Genomic DNA, 20,427 nt, shown 5'->3' on the forward strand with positions numbered 1-20,427 from the left:
AGTCTGGCTCATGACCGGTCTCCTTCACTGGCTATTTTCCAGCCCGCTTCCGCCAGCTGGCTTGCACGTTTGCCAACCTGCAGGGCATCGGCATTGGCGGCATTTCCCTGCAACGCGCGGGCATAGACCCCCTGAACAATCGCCGCCAGACGGAACAGGGAAAACGCCAGGAACACATGCCAGTCCGCAATGCCATCGCGACCGGTCTGTTGGCAGTAACGGGCAATGGTTTCCTGCTCAGTGGGAACGCCCAGTGCCTCCAGATCCTCCCCCAACAAACCGCGGGAACCTTCCATGTCCGAAGGCAGGTGGTACGGCAGGCAGTAATAGGCAAGATCCGCCAGCGGATGACCAAGAGTAGACAACTCCCAGTCCAGAATGGCGATCACGTCCGGTTTGTCCGGTGCCAGCATCAGGTTGCCAAAGCGGTAGTCACCATGGGCAATGGCGGACTCATCGGTGGACGGCAGGTTCTCCGGCAGCCACTCCATGAGTTTGTCCATGGCGGGCATCTCGTCAGTTTTGGACGCCAGGTACTGCTTGCTCCAGCGCGCGACCTGCCGAGCGACATAACCTTCGGGTCGACCATAATCACCCAGGCCCACCGCATTCACGTCTACCGAATGCAGTGCCGCCAGGGTATCAATGGCCGACAGGTGCGCCGGCATCCGCTCCTGACGATTCAGCGCCCGCAACGCCGGGTGGTTGACTATGCGGCCTTCCAGAAAGTCCATGACGTAGAACGGCGTACCGATGATGTTGCTGTCTTCACACAAAGCCCGGGTGGCCGGCACGGGCACGCTGGTGTGTTCGGACAAAGCGCGCATGACTTTGTATTCCCGCTCCACCATGTGAGCGGAGGGCAGTGTTTTCCCGGGCGGCTTTTTGCGCAGAACGTATTGGCCGCTGTCGGTGTCCAGCAGAAACGTGGGGTTCGACTGTCCGCCCTGGAATTGCTGTACGTCCAGCTTGGTACCGAAACCTGGTATGGCTTGCTGTAGCCAGGTACGGAGGCTGTCTTCATCAAATTGGTGGGCTGGCAAAACGTCTACCAACTCTGGGTTCATGGTCATCTTTTCTGTTGCCTTCATTTATTACATAGTTGCCCGGCATTGGGGGGCAGCGGCCGGCGGGTGGGGGTGTCTTTCTTCCGGGAAAAAGAACTCGCTGCGCTCGGACACCTTTTTCCCTGCACAAAGGCACCCCCACCCACCTGCCTCGGCGTGCTTTCGGTGATGCCTTCTTAACAAATGGTTTCGCCGCCGTCGGCTACGATGACCTGTCCGGTGACGTAGGCACTCGCCTTTGTTGACAGGAAGACGGCCAAGCCGGCGATGTCGACCGGGTCACCGATTCTGCGCAGTGGGGTTTTGTCTTCGGCGCGTTTAACGCGGACCGGGTCTTCCCACAGGGCTTTGGCAAAGTCGGTTTTGATCAGGCCGGGGGCGATGCTGTTCACTCGAATACCCTTTGGCCCCCACTCCACTGCCAGATTCCGGGCCAGCGCCGCTTCCGCTGCCTTGGAAACACCGTAAGTACCGATGGTGGTATTGCCGCGGATTCCGGCGATGCTGGACAGAAGAACAACCGCACCTTCACCCTTCTCGGCCATCTGCGGCAGCACCATGTTGGTGAGCCAGAAGGTGCCTTTGACGTTGGTGTCCATGATCTTGTCCCAGGCTTCGTCGGTCATTTCGGCGGTGGTGCCGTAGACCGGGTTGGTGGCGGCGTTGCACACCAGCACATCGATAGAACCCCAGGCTTCGTTGGTTTTATCCACCAGGTTCTGCAGGTCTTCCTTCTTACCCACATGGCAGGGAATGGCGATGGCTTCGTAGCCCTGCTCTTTCAAATCGTTGGCGACCTGTTCACAGGCATCGGCCTTGCGGCTGGAGATGACAACTTTGGCACCCAGGCGAGCCATTTCTTCGGCGATGGAACGGCCGATGCCTTTAGTGGAACCGGTGATCAGGGCAACTTTTCCGGTCATATCAAAAAGCGGATTTACCATCATTCGATCCTCATACACTGAAGCATGGGAGTGGCCGTGGTGGTGTCCTTCCGGGACTGTGCAAAACAGGGATGTTTTGCTCAAGCCTACATGGACGTATTCACGGCGTGTCCCGGAAGGACACCACCACGGCCGCTCTCCCCCTGATTCAGAGGTTATTGGTTTAGCGGTATTGGCGAAGTTCGATCTTGGCGACAGAATCCAGATGCACCTCATCCGGCCCGTCCGCCAGCCGCAACGTCCGCACCTTGGCCCAGGCTTCGGCCAGGAAGGTGTCCTGAGACACACCCGCGCCACCGTGAACCTGAATCGCCCGGTCCAACACCTTCAGCGCCATGCTCGGTGCGATCACCTTGATCATCGCAATCTCCTGACGAGCCACCTTATTACCAACGGTGTCCATCATGTGCGCCGCTTTCAGGGTCATCAGCCGAGCCTGTTCAATCTCCATGCGACTGCGGGCAATATCCTTGCGAATGGAATCGAAACTCGACAGCGGCTTACCGAAAGCCTCGCGGGCATTGGCACGCTTGCACATCAGCTCGAGGGCACGCTCGGCAACCCCGATGGTGCGCATACAGTGGTGAATACGGCCCGGCCCAAGGCGGCCCTGGGCAATTTCAAAACCACGGCCCTCACCCAACAGAATGTTGTCCACCGGCACCCGCACATTGTCATACTGAATCTCAGCGTGGCCGTGAGGGGCATGGTCGTAGCCAAACACCGTCAGCGGGCGGATCATCTTCACGCCCGGCGTGTCCAGCGGCACCAGAATCATCGACTGCTGCTTGTGCTTCTCAGCCCCCGGATCGGTCTTGCCCATAACAATGGCGATTTTAGAGGTGGTGGTCATGGCACCGGACGACCACCACTTACGGCCATTGATCACATACTCATCGCCTTCGCGACGGATTTCACAGGCAATATTGGTGGCATCGGAAGAGGCCACGTCAGGCTCGGTCATGGAGAAGCAGGAGCGGATCTCGCCATCAAGCAGGGGCTTCAGCCACTTGTCCTGCTGCTCTTTGTTGCCGTAGCGGGCGATGGTTTCCATGTTGCCGGTGTCCGGCGCGGAGCAGTTGAACACTTCCGGCGCCATGGCCGAGCGCCCCATGACTTCACACAGATGGGCGTACTCATAGTTGGTCAGACCGGCGCCGAATTCACTGTCGGGCAGGAACAGGTTCCACAGCCCCGCGGCTTTCGCCTTGACCTTCAACTCCTCGACGATCGGTACCGGCGCCCAGCGATTCTCCGCCTGCTCGACCTGCTCATGGTGCTTGTGCTCATTCGGGTAAATATGGGCGTCCATGAATTCGTGAAGCTGCGCCTGCAGTTTTTTGGCTTTGTCAGACAGCTCAAACATTCCAGTACCTCATTGGTTGAAGGATCAGATTGGCACGCCTTCCGGTTTCTCACTCCCGGAGCGAATGCGGAAGGTGCCTTCGGCGATGGCCAGGAGGTTACCCTTGTCGTCGTGAACCTCTCCGGTGCTGTTAAAAATTCGGGTGCCGCCGGCCCGTTTGCGGCCGGTGACCCGGATAGTCCCACCGGAACACTGCCCGGTGAACGTTGTCGTCAGCGACAGGGTAATGGCTTTGCGTATCCGGCCGGGATACGGACAGTAGGTGCCGGCCTCCGCCATTGCGATATCCAGCAGCGAGGTCAAAACACCGCCGTGAATCACGCCGCCCAGATTAAGGTGGCAGGGCTGCAGTTCCAGGCCAATCACCGCTTCGTTCTCCTCCCAGGACACCTGGTGATACCCCAGCAGATTGTGAAATCCTGGCAGGTCCTGGCCACCACGAATATGCAGGCTGTCTTCACTCATTACACTTTCATTCCAGGCAGGTTCAGAGAAGCGGTGTTGCCGCCGTCTACGGGCAGAGACTGACCAGTGATGTAGCTGGCGTCATCACTGGCCAGGAACAGAATGGCGGCGGCAATTTCTTCCGGCGCACCATAGCGCCGCAATTCACACCGCGATCCAAGCTTATGGGCTTTCTCATTGGCGCGGGCATAGTCAAAAACAGCCTGGGTCATTCCGGTTTCCACCAGCCCCGGGCACACCGCATTCACGCGTACATTGTCGTTACCCAGATCGCAGGCAGCAGTCATGGTGAGGTTAACCACACCAGCCTTGGACGCGCTGTAAGCGTTACCACCGGCACCGGAGCGAAGACCGGCCACCGAGGCGGTATTAACAATCGAGCCCAGCTTGCGGGCCTGCATGTGGGGCGCCACATGCTTTATAAACAGCATGGTGCCAATCAGGTTCACCGCCAGCACCTGTTCCCATTCGCCCCGGTCGTTACCGGTAATATCGGGGTGACCACCACTGGTGCTGGCGATGCCGGCAACGTTGCACAGCACGTCAATGCGACCGAAGGTCGAGACAGTTTCGCCCACCAGTGCGCTGACCTGCTCCTCATCAGCCACGTCTCCAATGCGACGCAGGGTTTCCGCTCCCTCGGGCATCAGGCCCTCGGTATCCAGCAGGCCCGCTTCGGACATATCCATCATCACCACCTGTGCGCCCTCCCGCGCCAGGCGAACCGCCGTGGCCCTGCCGATACCACTGCCGGCCCCGGTGACGATGGCTACCCGCTTGTCGAAACGCCCCATGCCGATGCTCCTTTTTATAGTTTGTTGCGTCGTCGCGAATTCACCTTCTACTGTAATTTGTCACGCCTTCCGGTTTTGAGTCAATATATTCGGAAGTAAATTTCACTAGATAAAACACCGGAACTACAATAGGCGAAAAAATGAAAAACACGCAGCACATGCCCGTCTATGCCCCCACCGATCCCGATGAGTCCATGGACGCCATTGGCCAACGCATCCAGCACCTCGCCCTCGAACGCCCGGACCATATCGCACTCATCGATGGCGAGACCCAGCTCAGCTGGCAGGCGCTTGTCAGGCAAGCCAACCGCATCGCCAACCGGCTGCGATCCGCCGGCCTGAAACAAGGTGACGCCGTAGCGGGTTTGTCAGAAAACAGCATCCATTATGTTGCTCTGTACCTGGGGACGTTGGTGGCCGGCGGTTGCATGGTGCCGCTTTCAGGCATGGCGAGTGGCAGCAGCCTGGCACTGATGCTGAATGACTGCAGAGCCCGCTTCCTGTTTGTTTCCAAGAAGAACATCGAGCTGTTTGAAGGCATTGCCGACAAGCTCGATACGCTCGGGCGCGATCAATGTATAGCGCTCGATGGCCACAGCCCGGGAATGCGCCTGGACCTTGCGTCCTGGCTGGGCGATATTGGCGCGGAGGCGCGCCCGGCCACGGTCACCCTGGATGATCCGTTCAATGTCATTTACAGCTCGGGCACGACCGGCACCCCCAAGGGCATTCTTCACGATTACCGTTTCCGCCAGCGCCAGATGGTCCGAATGAGTCGCTTCGGGCTTGATGGCAACGCCGTTAACCTGGTGTCCACGCCGATGTACTCCAACACCACGCTGGTGTCCGTACTGCCAACTCTGTTCTACGGCGGGACCCTGGTGCTGATGGCAAAGTTCGATGCCCGGCGGTTCCTGGAAATGGCCGAACGCTACCGCGTGACCCACGCCATGCTGGTGCCGGTCCAGTACCAACGCATCCTCGCCGATCCGGAATTCAATCGCTTCGACCTGTCCGCGTTCCAGCTCAAGTTGTGCACCAGCGCTCCCCTCAGGGCGGACGTCATCCGGGAAGCCATGGAGCGCTGGCCGGGCAACATCCGCGAGGTGTATGGCCTGACCGAAGGCGGCATCTCCACCAGCCTGGACTGCGCGGCCCACCCGGACAAATGGGACTCCGTGGGAAAACCCACCGAAGGCGCGGAAGTTCGGGTAATTGACGAGGAGGGCAACGAGCTGCCCCGGGGCGAGACCGGGGAGATCGTGGGCCGCGCCATCTCCATGATGCGGGGATATATCAACCGCGAGGAACAGACCCGGGACATGCTCTGGACCAGCCCCGAGGGCCTGGTCTTCTATCGCAGCGGTGATATGGGCCGAGTCGATGAAGAAGGTTTTGTGTATATCCTGGACCGACGCAAGGACATGATCATCTCCGGCGGTTTCAACATCTACGCGGTGGATCTCGAAAAGGTACTGCTGGCCCATCCGGCCGTCGCCGACGTTGCGGTGATTGGCATTCCCAGCGAACAATGGGGCGAAACCCCGCTGGGGCTGGTGGTGCTCAAGCCCGGCTGCACAGAGGATGAGGCGGAGATCCTCGAGTGGACCAATGGTCAACTGGGCAAGGCCCAGCGCCTGACGGCCATTGAATTCCGCCCGGAGCTGCCCCGTTCCACCATTGGCAAGGTGTTGAAGCGCGATCTGCGGGCGCCTTACTGGCCCTGAACTAGCCCTTGCCCATGCGCGCAAGGGCGGCCCGGCAATCCTCCGACCGTAGTCTGTCGGCAAACACGGAGCGTTCCCTCTCAAGGGCCTCGCTCACCGCTTCCCGCCAGGGCGCCTTGATGAGGAGCTTGGTGGCCCGCAGGGCTTCCCGGGGTTTAGCCGCGAGCGCGTCAGCCTGTGCCAATGCTTCATCCACCGCCAGCCCATCATCAACCACATGACTGACCAGGCCACATTCCCTAGCTTCCTCGCCGTTCAGAGTGTCTCCCATCAGTAGCAGATCCGCGGTACGCCGGGAACCCAGATGCAACGGCATGGTCACGGTAGAAGCCGCCTCCGGCACCAGCCCCAGATCCACAAAGGCGGTTTTGAAACGTGCGGAGCGGCCAGCGATGACGGAGTCACAATGCAACAACAGGGTAGTGCCGATCCCGATGGCAAGTCCTTCCACCGCAGCAATGATGGGCGTATCGCACACCATCAGGGCTTCGATAAAAGCCAGACCCGCAGAGGGCTTGGGATTCTTATCCGTAGCGCGGGCGCGGAAATCATCGAGATCATTGCCGGCGGTAAAAACACCACCGTCACCGCTGAGCACAATGGCATGCACGCTTGTATCTGCCGCTGCTTTGCTCACACCTTCGGCCAGCGCCTGGTACATATCGCGAGTCAATGCGTTTTTTTTGTCCGTCCTGCTGATCACCAGGTGGGCCACACCTGGCTGATTTTGGGTGATGATCACGATGAATGCCTCCATGAACTAAACTTTGGTAATGGAATATCGGCAACCATCCTATTGCAAAAAGCAAAGTGTGTGATAGATTCAGATACACGGATTCATTCTGCAGTCACTAATTCCGCACAGTGAAATCACGAACAGGACGTCCAACACAATAATGATCGAGGTCCAGCAATGAAGATACTAACAACCGCCAGAAAAACCCTGATCACGTACGGTTCTGCCCTAACCCTGGGCCTGACCGCCGCACTGGCCAGCGCTCCGGCAGCTGCCGCTGAAGAAAGCTTTACCTGGAAGGTCCAATCCCATTGGCCTGGCTCCAGCAGTTCCTATGAAGACAGTCTGGTTCGACTCAAGACCATTCTTGAAGAGCGCACCGATGGCCGTCTGGAGCTGGAACTTTACGAAGCAGGCTCGCTGTTTAAAGCCAAGGAAATCTTCAACGCTGTCAGCCGGGGCATCCTGGAAATGGGCACCATTTCCCCGGCTTACGCCCAGGACAAGATCACCCTCGCGGGTATTGCCTCGGGCCTGCCGTTTGCCTTCCGTAATGTCTGGGAAGCCGCCTATTTCCATCAGGGCCTCGGGTTCGAACAGATGCTTCGCGATGAAGCGGCCAAACACAATGTCTATTGGGCGACTGACAAGGTCTACCCGACCGAGATGGTGGTCAAGCAGCCTATTGATAGCTGGGAAGACTTCACCAAGCTGAAAATCCGCTCCTCTGGTGCGCTGCAAAGCTTTCTGACCGACGCCGGTGCCGCCGCATCCTACATCCCGGGCAGCGAACTCTACTCCGCCCTGGACTCCGGCATTGTTGACGGTGCCCACTGGGGGGCTTCTCAGGGCGCATTCAGTATGGGCCTGTATGAAGTGGCCAAATACCACGTGCAGCCAGCACTGAACATTGCCGGCACCGACGTCATCATTGTCAGCCAGAAAGCGTTGAACAAGTTGCCCGAGGATATGCAGAACATCGTCAAGCAGGCCCTTGAGGAACAGTTCTGGTTCCGTACCAACGAGTATCAGTACAAGGAACGCATCACGCTGGCCAAGGCCATCAGCGAACACAATGTTCAGGTCAACACCTTGCCGGAGGACGTTCAGAACCGTCTGACCCAGACCGCACAGACGTTGTGGGATGAGGAAGGCAAGCGCAGCGACAACGCCCAGAAGGCGCTGGACATGCTGAAAGACTACCTGTCAGAGCTTGGTTACCTGTAAACGCCTGACACCTGAAACCGGCCGGGCCAGCTTTTCAGGCCCGGCTTTGCTTTTGAACGAACCGTTTCCCGGAGAATACCAATGGGTGTGTTGAGCGCATTCATGAGAGGGGTTACCCGTCTCAATGATGTCATCGGGCGCGGGATAGCGCTGATCGTTTTTGCCATGTTCGCATTCCTGATCATGGAGGTGGCGTTTCGCTACCTGTTCAACTCACCCACGGTATGGACCAACGAACTGACCCAGATGCTGTTTGGCATCTACGCCGTCATGTCCGGGGGTTACATCATGGCTCACCGTGGCCATGTGAATGTTGATCTGCTGCACTCACACCTTCCGCCCCGCGGCCGTGCCGTGCTCGACATTCTGACTTCAACAATATTCTTTATATTCACCCTGGCCCTGCTTTACTTCGGCTACGACATGGCCAGTGAGTCCATTGCCAGCTGGGAAACCTCCTATTCCGCCTGGAACCCGCCTATCTGGCCGGTGAAAGCTGCCATTCCATTGGGCACTGGCCTGCTGGTTCTGCAAGGCATCGTCAAGTTACTGGAAGATATCGCAGTGGCCTTCAACCTCAATTACTACACCCCCGAACCCCAGGACGACGCCAAAGGAGAGCCATTGTGAGCATTGAAATCCTCACGCTGCTGTTCTTCGGCTCCCTGCTGTTTTTCCTGCTTCTGGGCCTGCCACTGGCCTTTGTGCTGGGCGGCGTATCCGTTGTCTTCCTCTACTTCACCTGGGGATTCGACTCCTTCTACATGGTGTCCTCGCAGATCTGGGGCACCATGGAAAGCTTTACCCTGGTGGCGATCCCCCTGTTTGTCTTCATGGCGATGATTCTGGAGCGAACCGGGGTTGCCAAAGACCTGTACCGCATGATGCATCTTTGGTGCGGCGGCCTGCGGGGCGGCCTCGCGATTGGCACCCTTGGCATCTGCGCCGTTTTTGCAGCCATGGTCGGCATCAGTGGCGCGGCGGTCGTCGCCATGGGCACCATCGCTCTGCCCTCAATGCTTGAACGGGGCTACGACAAGAAGATGGCCCTGGGTGTGATCAACACCGGTGGGGGCTGGGGCATACTGATTCCTCCCAGCATTCTGATGATCCTCTATGCCCTGATTACCGGTGTGTCGGTGGGCAAGATGTTCGCTGCCGGCATCATGCCCGGTATTCTGCTGATGGTACTGACCGCCATCTACATCCTGGTGCGCTGCCACCTGCAGCCCGAACTGGCCCCGGCGCTGCCCAAGGAAGAGCGTGGCACCTGGCCGGAGAAGTTGCGTGCCCTGCGGGCGGTACTGCTGCCCATCGGTGTTGTGATCATGGTTCTGGGCTCTATCATTGGCGGCATTACCACGCCAACCGAAGCCGCCGCCATGGGCGTGCTCGGCGCCCTGATATCCGCTGCGGTGTACCGTCAGTTCAAGTGGAGCATCCTGCAGGAAGCGGCGATCCGCACCTTCAAGCTCACCGGTATGATCATGTGGATCCTGTTCGCAGCCCACGCCTTCAGTGCTGCCTATCAGAGCATGGGGGCCCAGGATCTGATCGAGGGGCTGATGAATATGATTCCCGGCGGTCCCTGGGGCATCATCGTCGCCATGATGGTGATCGTGTTCCTGCTGGCCATGGTGCTGGACCCGGTTGGCATCATGTTGATCACGCTGCCGGTATTCATGCCCATCGTTGAGTCCCTGGGATTTGACCCGATATGGTTCGGCATCCTGTTCGTGATCAATATGGAAATCGGCTACATGACGCCGCCTTTCGGTTTCAATCTGTTCTATCTGAAAGGGGTGGTGCCGCCGAGCATCACCATGAAGGATATCTACTCATCGATCATTCCCTTTGTGATTGTTGAAATTGTTGGCCTGGGGTTGATCATGATCTTCCCGCAAATTGCCACCTATCTGCCGGATCTGCTGTTCTGAGCCGACCCTGATCATGGTCGATCATAACCCGGCATGGGTTGTTGCAGGCGGTTTGACAGAGGACTACCTTTAGGGAATCCCGATCAATGGAACCGGGATTCCCAATCACAAGGAGACGTTCTCATGAACCGATTCAGCCCTGCCTTAGCGCCCCTGCTTCTCCTGCTCTTGCTTGCCCCCTTCGCGGCCCAGGCCGAAACCCTGACCGACCAGACCATTCGCTCATTCATCAGCAGCCTGGAAACCCTTCAGGGGATGGAGAGTGAATTCGATGAGATGACGGAGGATTTCCCGGCCGAGAAAGGTGAGCGCGGTGGCGAGATGCCAGACATGTCGCGAATATTCTCATCGTCCATCGAGCGCATGAAGGGTCATGACCTATATAACCGGCTGGAAGACGTGGTGGAGCAACACGGATTCGCCAATCCCGAGTCGTGGGCGAAAACCGGTGACCGCATTTTCCAGGCCTGGAGCGCCCTGGAAATGGGCGAGCAGTCCAACACCATGAATCAGGAAATGGCCAAAGCCATGGAAGAGATCAACAACAATCCACACATGAGCGAAGCCCAAAAACAGCAGATGCGGGACATGATGGGTGGCGCCATGTCTGCCATGGAAACGGCAAGCAACGCACCGGAAGCCGACAAGCGTGCCCTGCGACCGCACCTGGACGCACTGCGCGCCGCAACCGATTCAGACCGTTAAGCAGCACACGCCCCGAAACAAAAAAACCCGGCCGCGTGTGGGCCGGTTTTTTTTCAATCCCTGACGGCCTTTACGACATCAGGTTGTAGACAAACACGATCGCAACCGCCACCGGTGTTACGAAGCGAACCAGGTTGTACCAGAGCGCAAAGCTGCCTCCGGAAAGGGCCAAATTGCTCTGCAACGACTCTTTCGCCACGCACCAGCCGACAAACAGCGCCGTCAGCAGGCCGGACAGCGGCAGCATCACGTTGGCGGTAAAGAAGTCGAGCAGATCGAAGATGGTGTTGCCCTCGAAGCGCTCGAACATGCCCAGGGGCGCGAAGCCGGACCACTCATTCAGGGACAGGATGGACGCAATACCCAGCAGCCAGCAGGCAACCCCCACCACCACCGTGCTTCCCACGCGGCCAACGATCAGTTTGTCTTCCAGCCATTCAACCACTGGCTCCAGCAGTGAAATAGCGGAGGTCCAGGCCGCGAACAACAGCAGCACAAAGAACAGGGCACCAAATATGCTGCCCATCGGCATCTGGCCGAAGGCCAACGGCAGAGTCTGGAAAATCAGGCCAGGGCCCGCACCGGCTTCCAGGCCATTGGCAAAGACCACCGGGAAAATCGCCAGGCCGGCCATCAGCGCCACCACGGTATCCATGATGGACACGGTCACTGCAGTCCGCCCGACCGACACATCGTCTCCCAGATAGGAACCGTAAGCCATCATGATGGCCATACCCAGGCTCAGGGTGAAAAACGCATGGCCCAACGCTACCAGTACGCCATCCATGGTCAGGGCGCCAAAATCAGGTGTAAACAGGAAGGCGACAGCAGCACCGAAGTGGCCGGTGGTAGTGGCATAGCCCACCGCAACCAGCAGCAACACGAACAGGGCGGGCATCAGGATGGTGACGGCTCGCTCCAGGCCGGATTTGAGGCCACGGGCCACCACGAAAATCACCAATGCCATAAAGATGGTGTGCCAGATCAACAGTGTAACCGGGCTGGCCAGCAGGCCGCCGAACAGCTCACCGATGGCTTCCGCGCTCTGGCCGGTAAAATCGCCCATGGCCGCGTGACCAACGTAGGACGCCGCCCAGCCCCCGATGACAGAATAGAACGACAGGATAATGAATGCTGCCAGCACACCCACAATGGCAGAGATCCGCCATACCGGTGACGCCAGGTTGCGCTCGGCCACCAGGCGGAAACTGGTGATCGGATTATGTCGGCCACTACGGCCGATATAAACCTCCGCCATCATGATGGGGATACCGACGATGGCGATACACAGCAGGTATACCAGTACGAAAGCGCCACCACCATTTTCGCCGGTGACATAGGGAAATTTCCAGATATTGCCCAGCCCGACGGCCGAACCGGTCGCGGCCAGGATAAAGGCCATCCGGGAGGACCATAGCCCACGATGGGCCGGGGTAGATTTGGAACCAGTCATTGTTTCATCCTGTGCTTTTGGCTGATGAATCGATTAGAAGAGGTATGCCGAAGGCCTGCTTCAGCAGATGGGGCGGGATTTTGCCAGCAGTATGCGCAGGATGCCAGCCAGGGCCGGCACCGGGATGTAAACATCTCCGGGGCCGGCCGATAATTAGCCGTTTTTACTCACGAACCGGGAGACCAGATCTTTCAGCCCGCGGGACATCTGGCTCAGACTGTTACTGCTGTCCTTGGCGGAATCCGCCTGCTGGGTACTGTGATCGGCCAGTTCGGCAATATTGACCACCTGATGGTTGATCTCCTCGGATACCTGGCTCTGCTCCTCAAAGGCCGCCGACATGCTGATGAAGCTGTCCGAAATATCATGGATCGAAGACACGATTTCCTGCAAGGACGTTTCTGCCTCCCGCACCTTCTCCAGGCCCTTGCCTGCATCCTGCTCCCCTTCACGGGTGGCCTGAACGGCTTGTTCCACCTGGCTACGGAAGTCGTCAATGACCTGCTGTATACGTACTGTGGAATCCCGGGTGCGGCGGGCCAACGACCGGACCTCGTCCGCCACCACGGCGAACCCTCGACCCTGCTCGCCAGCACGGGCGGCTTCGATGGCCGCATTCAGTGCCAGCAAATTGGTTTGTTCAGCAATGTCTGAGATCAGGCTGGCGGCCTCACCAATGCTTTCTGTTGAGGCACCCAGTTTCTGGATGGCCGTGCCAATGCCGTTCACCCGGGTGACCAGCTGTTCGATGGCCGTCAGGGCCTCACCGCTGCGCTTGCTGCCGGTGGCCGCCATCCGGTTGGCTTCTTCCGCCACTTTGGCGTTGCCATTCACGGTTTCAGTCACTTCCTGGATCGACACCGTCATTTCGTTAACGGCCGATGCGGTCTGGTCGGTCTCGGCCCGCTGTTTGGCAATCGACTCGGCGCCCTCGCTGATGTAACGGTGGCTCGCCCTGGCATGCTCATACAGTAGCTCCGCCTGGTCATCAATACGGGCCAGGGCGGTACGAATCCTCGCTTTCTCGCTCATGATCAGCATGGCCATCTGCGAGAACAGGCCGCTTTCATCACTGTAGGTCCGTGCCACAACGGCATCACGGAAGGCGTCAGGGCGCAGGTCAAGCAGGCTCTGCAGGCGGGCGGTTATGGACCTGAGGGTCAGCCCCGCTGCCAACACATGAGCTACCACGATCACGCCGATGGCCATCCCGGAATTGCCCAGCATGGTCAACGCCACCAGGCTCAGGACCAACGACAGGGCAAAGGGCCATCCTGACCGCAAGACAGATGCAATCCGACTTTGGACACTGACGACCGCCTTGCCGGCAGACAGCTTCGGATAGAGTTTTTCAGCCCGCGCCACTTGCTCACGGGTTGGCGAGACTCGTACCGACTCGAAGCCAATCATTTTTCCGTTTTCAAGAATCGGGGTCACGTAAGCGCTCACCCAGTAGTGGTCACCGCTCTTGGTGCGGTTCTTGACCACCCCCATCCAGGGTTTTCCGGCCTTGAGGTACTCCCACATTCCCTGAAATACAGCCGACGGCATATCCGGATGACGGATTACGTTGTGGGGCTGGCCGACCAACTCCTCTCGAGAGAAACCGCTAATGTCGACGAACTCGTCATTGCAGTACGTAATGACGCCTCTTGAATCGGTGGTGGTAATCAGTCGACCGCTTTCGGCCATTCGGACTTCACGCTGGGTAACCGGAAGGTTTTTTCGCATTACAGGCTGTCTCCCTGACATGGCCATTCCACATTTGGTTTGGCAATTATGGCAACTCTAAGCGTAGACGCCGTCAGCAAACATTGTGAAATATCCGATATCCAGAGGATGTCAGAGTGAACCGGGACGACCGTTTACAGACAACGGGGAGTACCGTTACACCGCCAGCCTTGCCCGCGGATGAAAGCGCGCATTCAACCACAGCGACAGGGCGATAACACCGCCTCCTATGGCCAGTCGCAACAGGTCGGCATCCCGGTTCCAGATCACCAGATTGACCAGCAACCCGGCGGGCACCAACATGTTGTTCATGATTGCCAGAGTGCCGGCATCCACATGGCATGCCCCCCGGTTCCACAGGAACAGCCCGATACCGGACGCTGCCAGGCCCAACCAGGCGAGAATGCCCCACTGCAATGAGGTCGTGGGCAGACGACTGGCGTCGCCAAAGATCAGGAAGGATGGCAGGGCAATGATCAGCGCCCCGAAAAAGAAATAACCAAACGTACGGTAGGCCGGCAGTTCCGTCGGGAAGCGCATCATGGTGTGCTTGTAGCCGACCTGGCCCGCCGCAAAGGTGAAGTTGGCCACCTGCAACAGCAGGAAGCCAGTGATAAAGCCCTGGCTCAGGCCGTCGTAACGGATAATCCCCGCACCCAGCGTTGCCACGGCTGCGGCAACCAATGCAATCGGCGAAAAGCGCCGGTACAGGGCGTCATCGATCAGGGTGACGTACAGTGGCGTGAAAATGGTAAACAGCAGAACTTCCGGCACGGTCAGGTAGCTGAACGAGCGGTACAGGCACAAATAGGTCACACCGAACTGCAGCATACCGGTGACCAGTACACCCAGCTTCAAGCCTCCGGGAACCCCACGCCAACGGGTCAGCGGCAGAAACACCAGGGCGGCAAGCACCACACGGGTCAATACCGCGAAATCGCTGTCCACACGCCCGGCCAGAAATTCGCCAATCAGGCTGAACGAAAACGCCCACAGGACTGTTACGAAAATCAGAAGACCCATATTACCCGCACCTGAAACATTGGAAGGCGGCACTTTACCCGCTACTGCACTGGGTTGTACACAGTGCCACGGAAACACCCTATGACATCCGGAGTGGAGAATGGGGTACCATCCAGCGCTCCTGACAGTTTCCAATTTATCTCTCCGGCCCGGGCTCACGATTCCATGGACGAAACCCACCAGCCATTACCAGAAGTCCGCCAGCCTCTGGTCCAGCGCACACTGACCGAGTGGCGCACGCTGGCCGTCCTGGGCGGACCGATCCTGATTGCCCAGGTGGCGCAGATGGCCAACGGGGTCATTGATACCGTGATGGCAGGCCACGCCAGTGCCGAAGACCTCGCGGCCGTGGGCATTGGCAGTAGTCTGTGGATGCCGGTGTTCCTCTTTTTCATGGGCCTCCTGGGGGCCCTGCAGCCGATCATTTCCGGTTATAACGGGGCGCGCACCACCGAGAAGATCATGCCCGCGACCTGGCAGGGGCTTTATATCGCAGCCGGCGGCACGGTGATCATGATCCTGCTGCTGACCAACGTGCACCCGGTGCTGGATGCCCTGAATCTGGAAACCAACACCGCCCGTATCACCCAGGGCTACCTGGACGCCTTCGCCTGGGGCATTCCTGCGATGTTGATGATCATGGCACTGCGAGGGCTGACGGACGGGCTGGGCCATACCCGGGTGATTATGGCCTTCTCGGTGCTGGGAACCCTGATCAACCTGCCCCTGAACTACATCTTCATTTACGGCAAACTCGGCCTCCCGGCCATGGGCGGCATCGGCTGTGGGTGGGCCACCTCCATCTCCAACGGCGTTGCGGCCCTGGCGTTGCTGATCTACCTGAACCGCAGTGCGGTGTATCGCCGTTTTCATCTGCTGGCAGACTGGGCCAAACCGGACGCAGCGGGCATCCGCTATATCCTGCGCCTGGGCATCCCCATTGGTTTTACCATCTTTGTGGAAGCCAGCATGTTCTCGGTCATAGCCCTGTTCCTGGCACCGCTGGGGCCAGTGATTGTGGCGGGGCACCAGATCGCGCTTAACGTGGTATCGCTGGTGTTCATGCTGCCGCTGAGTATCGGAATGGCGCTGACCCTGCGGGTGAGTTTCCTGGTGGGTGCCAAGGCGCCGGATACTGCCCGGCTCATCGCCCGCAGTTCGCTGATTCTGGCGTCAGCGGTGGCGCTGGTATTTGCCGTGCTGCTGTTTGTGTTCGCAGAAGGAATTGCAGCGCTCTACACCGGTGAGCAGGACGTTCAGGCCGTGACGGTGACACTGCTGGTGTATGCGGCCTTCTTCCAGATTGCCGATGTGATTCAGGTGACCTGCATCAGCGCCTTGCGGGGCTACAAAGACACCAGCATTCCCATGCTCATCATGCTGTTTTCGTTCTGGGGCGTTGGATTGCCGCTGGGGTGGGTGCTGACCTTTACCGACTGGTTGCTGCCTGCCATGGGGGCCGCTGGTTTTTGGGTGGGGCTTACCTGTGGGCTGGCGTCCGCCAGTATCCTGTTGGGGCTGCGATTGTTTCTGTACTCGCCAAAACCAGAGTAGTCTTGCCGGGGCGATCACGCAGGGCTGGCGACCATGTCGTCCGCGTAGACAATACGGTCGCGCCCGGTGTCCTTTGCTTCATAAAGTGCTTCATCCGCCCGCGCCAGCCAATCATCAGGTTTTTCGCCAGCCTGGAGCAGGGCAACGCCAAAGGAGGCGGTAACCTGCCCCCCGGGGTGGCGCAGGAACTTGTGCATGATGTGCTGCAGGTTGTGCATGACCGCCTTCAACCCGGTTGAATCCACCCCGGGCATCAGCAATACAAACTCTTCACCGCCAAAGCGGAACAGTTGATCGGACTTGCGGATGTTCTGTTCGATCAACGCCACCATTTCCACCAGCACGTCATCCCCTACGTTGTGCCCATACTCGTCGTTGATCTTCTTGAAGTAGTCGATATCCAGCAACACCAGGGCGTAGGAGATGCCGTTTCTGGAAGCGCTGGCAACGGCCATTGCCAGCTCCTGATCCATGGAGCGGCGGTTTTTGACGCCCGTCAGGGGGTCGATTGTGGCCAGGTGTTCCAAGCGCTCCCGCTGGTTCTCGTTGCGATGGGCAAACACATAGGCGCAGCAGCTGACGACCATAGCCGTGGCGGCGAAGGTCCACATCTGGACAAGAGAACTGAAGGCCACGCCATGCACCATCAAGGCAACAACGGCGGCCAGATTGATAAAAATTGCGTAGCGGGGTTCCGTCAGGAAGAAGCTTGTCACCAGGCACGGATATAACCAGAACAGCCCAGGCTCTCCGACCAACGCTCCGACTGTCACCGCCCCGCCGCAGGCCACAAGGGCCATTGCAAAACCACTGCGAGCGGTATCGCCTGTTATCCAGGCGTAAATCATTCCGGCGGTGATCGCCAGCATAATACCCAGATCGACCACCCCGGCCAGCACGTTGCCCTGGACAAACCGCATCACCGCAAAGGGGGTTATCCCCAGAATGGCACTGATGGCCAACAACGTGATGATGGACAGCCTGAAATCTGTTTTCAGACGATAGAGCATAGTGACAGTACATTCCTACCAAGGTCTTATTAGCAAACTATCATAGCGCAAGATCCGATTACGGAAGCTGAACGCAACGAAATTTAACAAACGCACAAATGAAATACTTTGTTAAATCAAAGGACGCAGATTCCCATATCACCGCAAACGTCCCATTCCCGACCGTTCAACAACTGGAGTTGGTATCGGCTTAAGGGGTAAACTTAAGCATTATTATAATAAGCACCAGGAAGCCATTGAGTGCAGAACCTTCTTCGTATCGCACCCGGCGCATTGACCATTGGAAAGCCCTTGCCCTGGACGGTCTATGACGCCGATGGCAATGTTCTGCTGAGACAGGGCTACGTCATACAGAATGACATTCAGCTGGAGCAGTTGTTCGAGCGTGGCCTGTTCCAGCCCCGGGTGATTGAGCGCCCCGACGAGGATATTCAGGAAGATATCCGTCTCCGCAACCCGTTTGCGGATTATCCCGTATTACTGCAAACCCTGGAATCCTCGCTAAACGCCATTACTAACCAGGATGACAGTGCCCGCCAACGGGTACTTGGCCTGTCACGAATGATTGACCAGATGTGCCAGGAATCCCCGGAGGCCAGCCTGGCACTGGTGCACCTGTACTCGATCGAGCCCACCATCCATGAACAGATACTGTTCTATGCCGTTCTCTGTCAGTTTACTGCACGCCGGTTCGGCCTCGATGACAAGCGGATCGCCGTACTGATCAGTGCTGCGCTAATGGCAAACCTGGCTCTGGTGCCGGTGGCCGACAAACTCAATGCTTCCAACCGGGTATTGACCGACGAGCAGCGCGCGGTGATACGCAAACACCCCGAACGCAGCGTTCAGGCACTCAAAGAGGCCGACATCACCAGCCCACTGCTACTCAAAATCATTGCGCAGCACCACGAACAGGCGGACGGTTCGGGCTATCCCAATGGGTTGAGTGGTACCGACATACGGGGTGAGGCGGAAATCCTGGCGCTGGCGGAACGCTATGTGGCAATGATAACGAAGCGGGCTTATCGCGAACGAATGAACATAACCGAGGCCCGCAAACTGATCGCTTCGCTGGCCGACGGCAAACTACGCCCTGCCATTCCGCGGGCTCTGCTGGCCATTCTGACCGATCATCCGCCAGGAACTCTGGTGAGGCTCGCCAACAACGAAGTGGCGGTGATTGTCCGGCGCCCGCACCGTCACCGTGGCCCGTTTGCCAAAGCCATCATTGGTCCCAGGGGCAACCGTTACAGCGGCACCTTTGAGCGGGACTGCAGCCAGCCGGATTTCAATATTATCAACGTTGAACAGCCCGAAGTGATGCCCTCCATGGACTTCGGGCTACTCTGGGGTTTCCACTAACGCTCTACGCGCTCTGTATTATCTCAAGCCCAACGCCTGGGCGTGATGCTCAAGATGGTCATCGATGAACGAGGCGATGAAGAAGTAGCTGTGATCATAACCCCGGTGCATTCTCAGATTGATGTGGTGATGCACCTTCTCACATGCCTCGACCAGCGCCTCGGGATTGAGCTGACTTTCAAGGAAGTCATCCGCTGTACCCTGGTCCACCAGCAGCGGTAAGCGTTCGCTGGCGCCGGGAATCAACAGCGTCGCATCCCACTCTTCCCAGGTTTTCGGGTCGTCCCCCAGATAACCGCTGAAGGCTTTTTGACCCCAGGGGCACTCGCTGGGGTTGGCAATCGGCGCAAAAGCAGACACGGATCTGTACTGCCCGGGATTCTTCAGCGCCGCGATCAGTGCCCCGTGACCACCCATGGAATGACCACTGATACTGCGATCCTCTGTCACCGGCAAGTGGCCTTCCACCAGTTGCGGCAATTCCTTCACCACATAATCGTACATTCGATAGTGAGGGGCCCAGGGTTGGCGTGTGGCGTTCAGGTAAAAACCGGCGCCGCTGCCAAAATCGTAACTGTCGTGCTCGCCGGGCAGGTCCAGACCACGGGGGCTGGTGTCAGGGCACACGATGGCAATGCCCAGCTGCGCCGCTTTTTTCTGGGCCCCGGCCTTCTGCATGAAATTCTGGTCGGTACAGGTCAGCCCCGACAGCCAGTAAAGAACCGGCACTTTTTGAGGGTTGCTGCCCACGGCAACAGGAGGAAGGTACACCGCAAACTCCATATCGCAGTCCAGGGCTGCCGAGTGGTGCTGGTAGCGCCGGTGTTCGCCGCCAAAACAGACGTTGGTGGAGAGCAGTTGCATGGGTACCTCTCAGTCGGAAAATTCACAGCCTTCTGACTACGCGTATTTCGGTACTTCTATGCCATAACCGGCCTTTGCAAACTCTGCCAGGATGGCAGTGCGGGTCACAATACCGATCAAACGATCATGGTCAACCACCGGGTAGACCTTGGGCTTGCCTGCGCCCAGGTTCTGGGCCAGATCCACAACAGACATTTCCGGGGATATGGTGACCGGATTGCGAAACATAACGTCGTCCACGATCGGGTCGCCTTCGTGGTGGTAGTTGCTCACCAGCAGGGCGTGGATGCAGTCCTGTTCGGAAACAAACCCGATCACCTTGCGGTGGTCATCCACGACCGGCAGCCCAGTGACGTGGTTGTGAAGCAGTGTTTTGACCACTTTGGTTAAGGGCGTTCCACGACGAATGGGCTCGATGTGGTTCCACATGACATCGGATACTTTTAGCGATTGCATTGGCAG

At 58.3% G+C, this 20,427-nt stretch carries 19 protein-coding genes; 7 read left to right on the forward strand and 12 right to left on the reverse strand.

Features of this window, described 5'->3' with window-relative positions; translation table 11 throughout:
• Positions 1 to 8: 8 nt before the first annotated feature.
• The 5 genes from AXW11_RS06780 to AXW11_RS06800 form a co-directional block, all read right to left on the reverse strand.
• Positions 9 to 1,073 (reverse strand): phosphotransferase, encoded by a 1,065-nt coding sequence (locus AXW11_RS06780; RefSeq protein ID WP_085681910.1) that lies wholly within the window; start codon positions 1,071 to 1,073, stop codon positions 9 to 11.
• A gap of 170 nt (positions 1,074 to 1,243) precedes the next feature.
• On the reverse strand, positions 1,244 to 2,011 hold the full coding sequence (locus tag AXW11_RS06785) for an SDR family NAD(P)-dependent oxidoreductase (RefSeq protein WP_041336842.1): 768 nt from the start codon (positions 2,009 to 2,011) through the stop codon (positions 1,244 to 1,246).
• A 163-nt stretch (positions 2,012 to 2,174) separates the two neighbouring features.
• On the reverse strand, positions 2,175 to 3,377 hold the full coding sequence (locus AXW11_RS06790; RefSeq protein WP_041335708.1) for an acyl-CoA dehydrogenase family protein: 1,203 nt from the start codon (positions 3,375 to 3,377) through the stop codon (positions 2,175 to 2,177).
• Positions 3,378 to 3,401: 24 nt separating this feature from the next.
• Positions 3,402 to 3,842 (reverse strand): PaaI family thioesterase, encoded by a 441-nt coding sequence (locus tag AXW11_RS06795; protein ID WP_036202088.1) that lies wholly within the window; start codon positions 3,840 to 3,842, stop codon positions 3,402 to 3,404.
• Positions 3,842 to 4,636, reverse strand: coding sequence for an SDR family NAD(P)-dependent oxidoreductase (locus AXW11_RS06800; protein WP_036202087.1), 795 nt, complete (start codon positions 4,634 to 4,636; stop codon positions 3,842 to 3,844). Before AXW11_RS06800 ends, AXW11_RS06795 begins: the two co-directional genes overlap by 1 nt.
• Positions 4,637 to 4,776: 140 nt before the next feature.
• On the opposite strand from AXW11_RS06800, the gene AXW11_RS06805 reads away from it, so the two are divergent.
• Entirely contained in the window at positions 4,777 to 6,363 is a 1,587-nt protein-coding gene (locus AXW11_RS06805; RefSeq protein WP_041335705.1) for a class I adenylate-forming enzyme family protein, read from the forward strand.
• Between the two features lies 1 nt (position 6,364).
• Here AXW11_RS06805 and AXW11_RS06810 read toward each other — a convergent pair whose 3' ends face one another.
• On the reverse strand, positions 6,365 to 7,105 hold the full coding sequence (locus tag AXW11_RS06810; RefSeq protein WP_041335703.1) for an enoyl-CoA hydratase/isomerase family protein: 741 nt from the start codon (positions 7,103 to 7,105) through the stop codon (positions 6,365 to 6,367).
• A gap of 171 nt (positions 7,106 to 7,276) precedes the next feature.
• Here AXW11_RS06810 and dctP point away from each other — a divergent pair, with 171 nt between their 5' ends.
• The 4 genes from dctP (at position 7,277) to AXW11_RS06830 (ending at position 10,968) form a co-directional block, all read left to right on the forward strand.
• The gene (dctP, locus tag AXW11_RS06815; RefSeq protein ID WP_036202083.1) at positions 7,277 to 8,326 is read left to right on the forward strand and encodes a TRAP transporter substrate-binding protein DctP; all 1,050 of its coding nucleotides are present in this window, start codon (positions 7,277 to 7,279) and stop codon (positions 8,324 to 8,326) included.
• 81 nt (positions 8,327 to 8,407) lie between these two features.
• On the forward strand, positions 8,408 to 8,956 hold the full coding sequence (locus AXW11_RS06820; RefSeq protein WP_036202080.1) for a TRAP transporter small permease subunit: 549 nt from the start codon (positions 8,408 to 8,410) through the stop codon (positions 8,954 to 8,956).
• Positions 8,953 to 10,263 (forward strand): TRAP transporter large permease, encoded by a 1,311-nt coding sequence (locus tag AXW11_RS06825; RefSeq protein ID WP_007155586.1) that lies wholly within the window; start codon positions 8,953 to 8,955, stop codon positions 10,261 to 10,263. Before AXW11_RS06820 ends, AXW11_RS06825 begins: the two co-directional genes overlap by 4 nt.
• Before the next feature lie 123 nt (positions 10,264 to 10,386).
• On the forward strand, positions 10,387 to 10,968 hold the full coding sequence (locus AXW11_RS06830; RefSeq protein WP_091641494.1) for a hypothetical protein: 582 nt from the start codon (positions 10,387 to 10,389) through the stop codon (positions 10,966 to 10,968).
• A gap of 70 nt (positions 10,969 to 11,038) precedes the next feature.
• On the opposite strand, the gene AXW11_RS06835 is transcribed toward AXW11_RS06830, so the two are convergent.
• The 3 genes from AXW11_RS06835 to AXW11_RS06845 form a co-directional block, all read right to left on the reverse strand.
• Positions 11,039 to 12,421 (reverse strand): sodium-dependent transporter, encoded by a 1,383-nt coding sequence (locus AXW11_RS06835; RefSeq protein ID WP_041335701.1) that lies wholly within the window; start codon positions 12,419 to 12,421, stop codon positions 11,039 to 11,041.
• A gap of 153 nt (positions 12,422 to 12,574) precedes the next feature.
• Entirely contained in the window at positions 12,575 to 14,152 is a 1,578-nt protein-coding gene (locus AXW11_RS06840) for a methyl-accepting chemotaxis protein (RefSeq protein WP_036202065.1), read from the reverse strand.
• A 156-nt stretch (positions 14,153 to 14,308) separates the two neighbouring features.
• Complete coding sequence (locus AXW11_RS06845; RefSeq protein WP_041335698.1) at positions 14,309 to 15,175, reverse strand: EamA family transporter; 867 nt, start codon at positions 15,173 to 15,175, stop codon at positions 14,309 to 14,311.
• Positions 15,176 to 15,340: 165 nt separating this feature from the next.
• On the opposite strand from AXW11_RS06845, the gene AXW11_RS06850 reads away from it, so the two are divergent.
• Positions 15,341 to 16,729, forward strand: coding sequence for an MATE family efflux transporter (locus AXW11_RS06850; protein WP_036205529.1), 1,389 nt, complete (start codon positions 15,341 to 15,343; stop codon positions 16,727 to 16,729).
• A 14-nt stretch (positions 16,730 to 16,743) separates the two neighbouring features.
• On the opposite strand, the gene AXW11_RS06855 is transcribed toward AXW11_RS06850, so the two are convergent.
• A complete protein-coding gene (locus tag AXW11_RS06855) occupies positions 16,744 to 17,739 on the reverse strand; it encodes a GGDEF domain-containing protein (protein ID WP_036202060.1) in 996 nt (331 codons plus the stop codon).
• Between the two features lie 240 nt (positions 17,740 to 17,979).
• Here AXW11_RS06855 and AXW11_RS06860 point away from each other — a divergent pair, with 240 nt between their 5' ends.
• A complete protein-coding gene (locus AXW11_RS06860) occupies positions 17,980 to 19,101 on the forward strand; it encodes an HD-GYP domain-containing protein (RefSeq protein WP_091641492.1) in 1,122 nt (373 codons plus the stop codon).
• Positions 19,102 to 19,119: 18 nt separating this feature from the next.
• On the opposite strand, the gene fghA is transcribed toward AXW11_RS06860, so the two are convergent.
• Positions 19,120 to 19,965 carry an S-formylglutathione hydrolase gene (fghA, locus tag AXW11_RS06865; RefSeq protein WP_036202054.1) on the reverse strand — a complete coding sequence of 282 codons (846 nt, stop codon included), beginning with the start codon at positions 19,963 to 19,965 and terminating at the stop codon, positions 19,120 to 19,122.
• 36 nt (positions 19,966 to 20,001) lie between these two features.
• The gene (locus AXW11_RS06870) at positions 20,002 to 20,421 is read right to left on the reverse strand and encodes a CBS domain-containing protein (protein ID WP_036202051.1); all 420 of its coding nucleotides are present in this window, start codon (positions 20,419 to 20,421) and stop codon (positions 20,002 to 20,004) included.
• Positions 20,422 to 20,427 lie beyond the last annotated feature (6 nt).

The organism is Marinobacter sp. Hex_13 (assembly GCF_001566815.1).
Classification (GTDB): Bacteria; Pseudomonadota; Gammaproteobacteria; order Pseudomonadales; family Oleiphilaceae; genus Marinobacter; species Marinobacter salarius.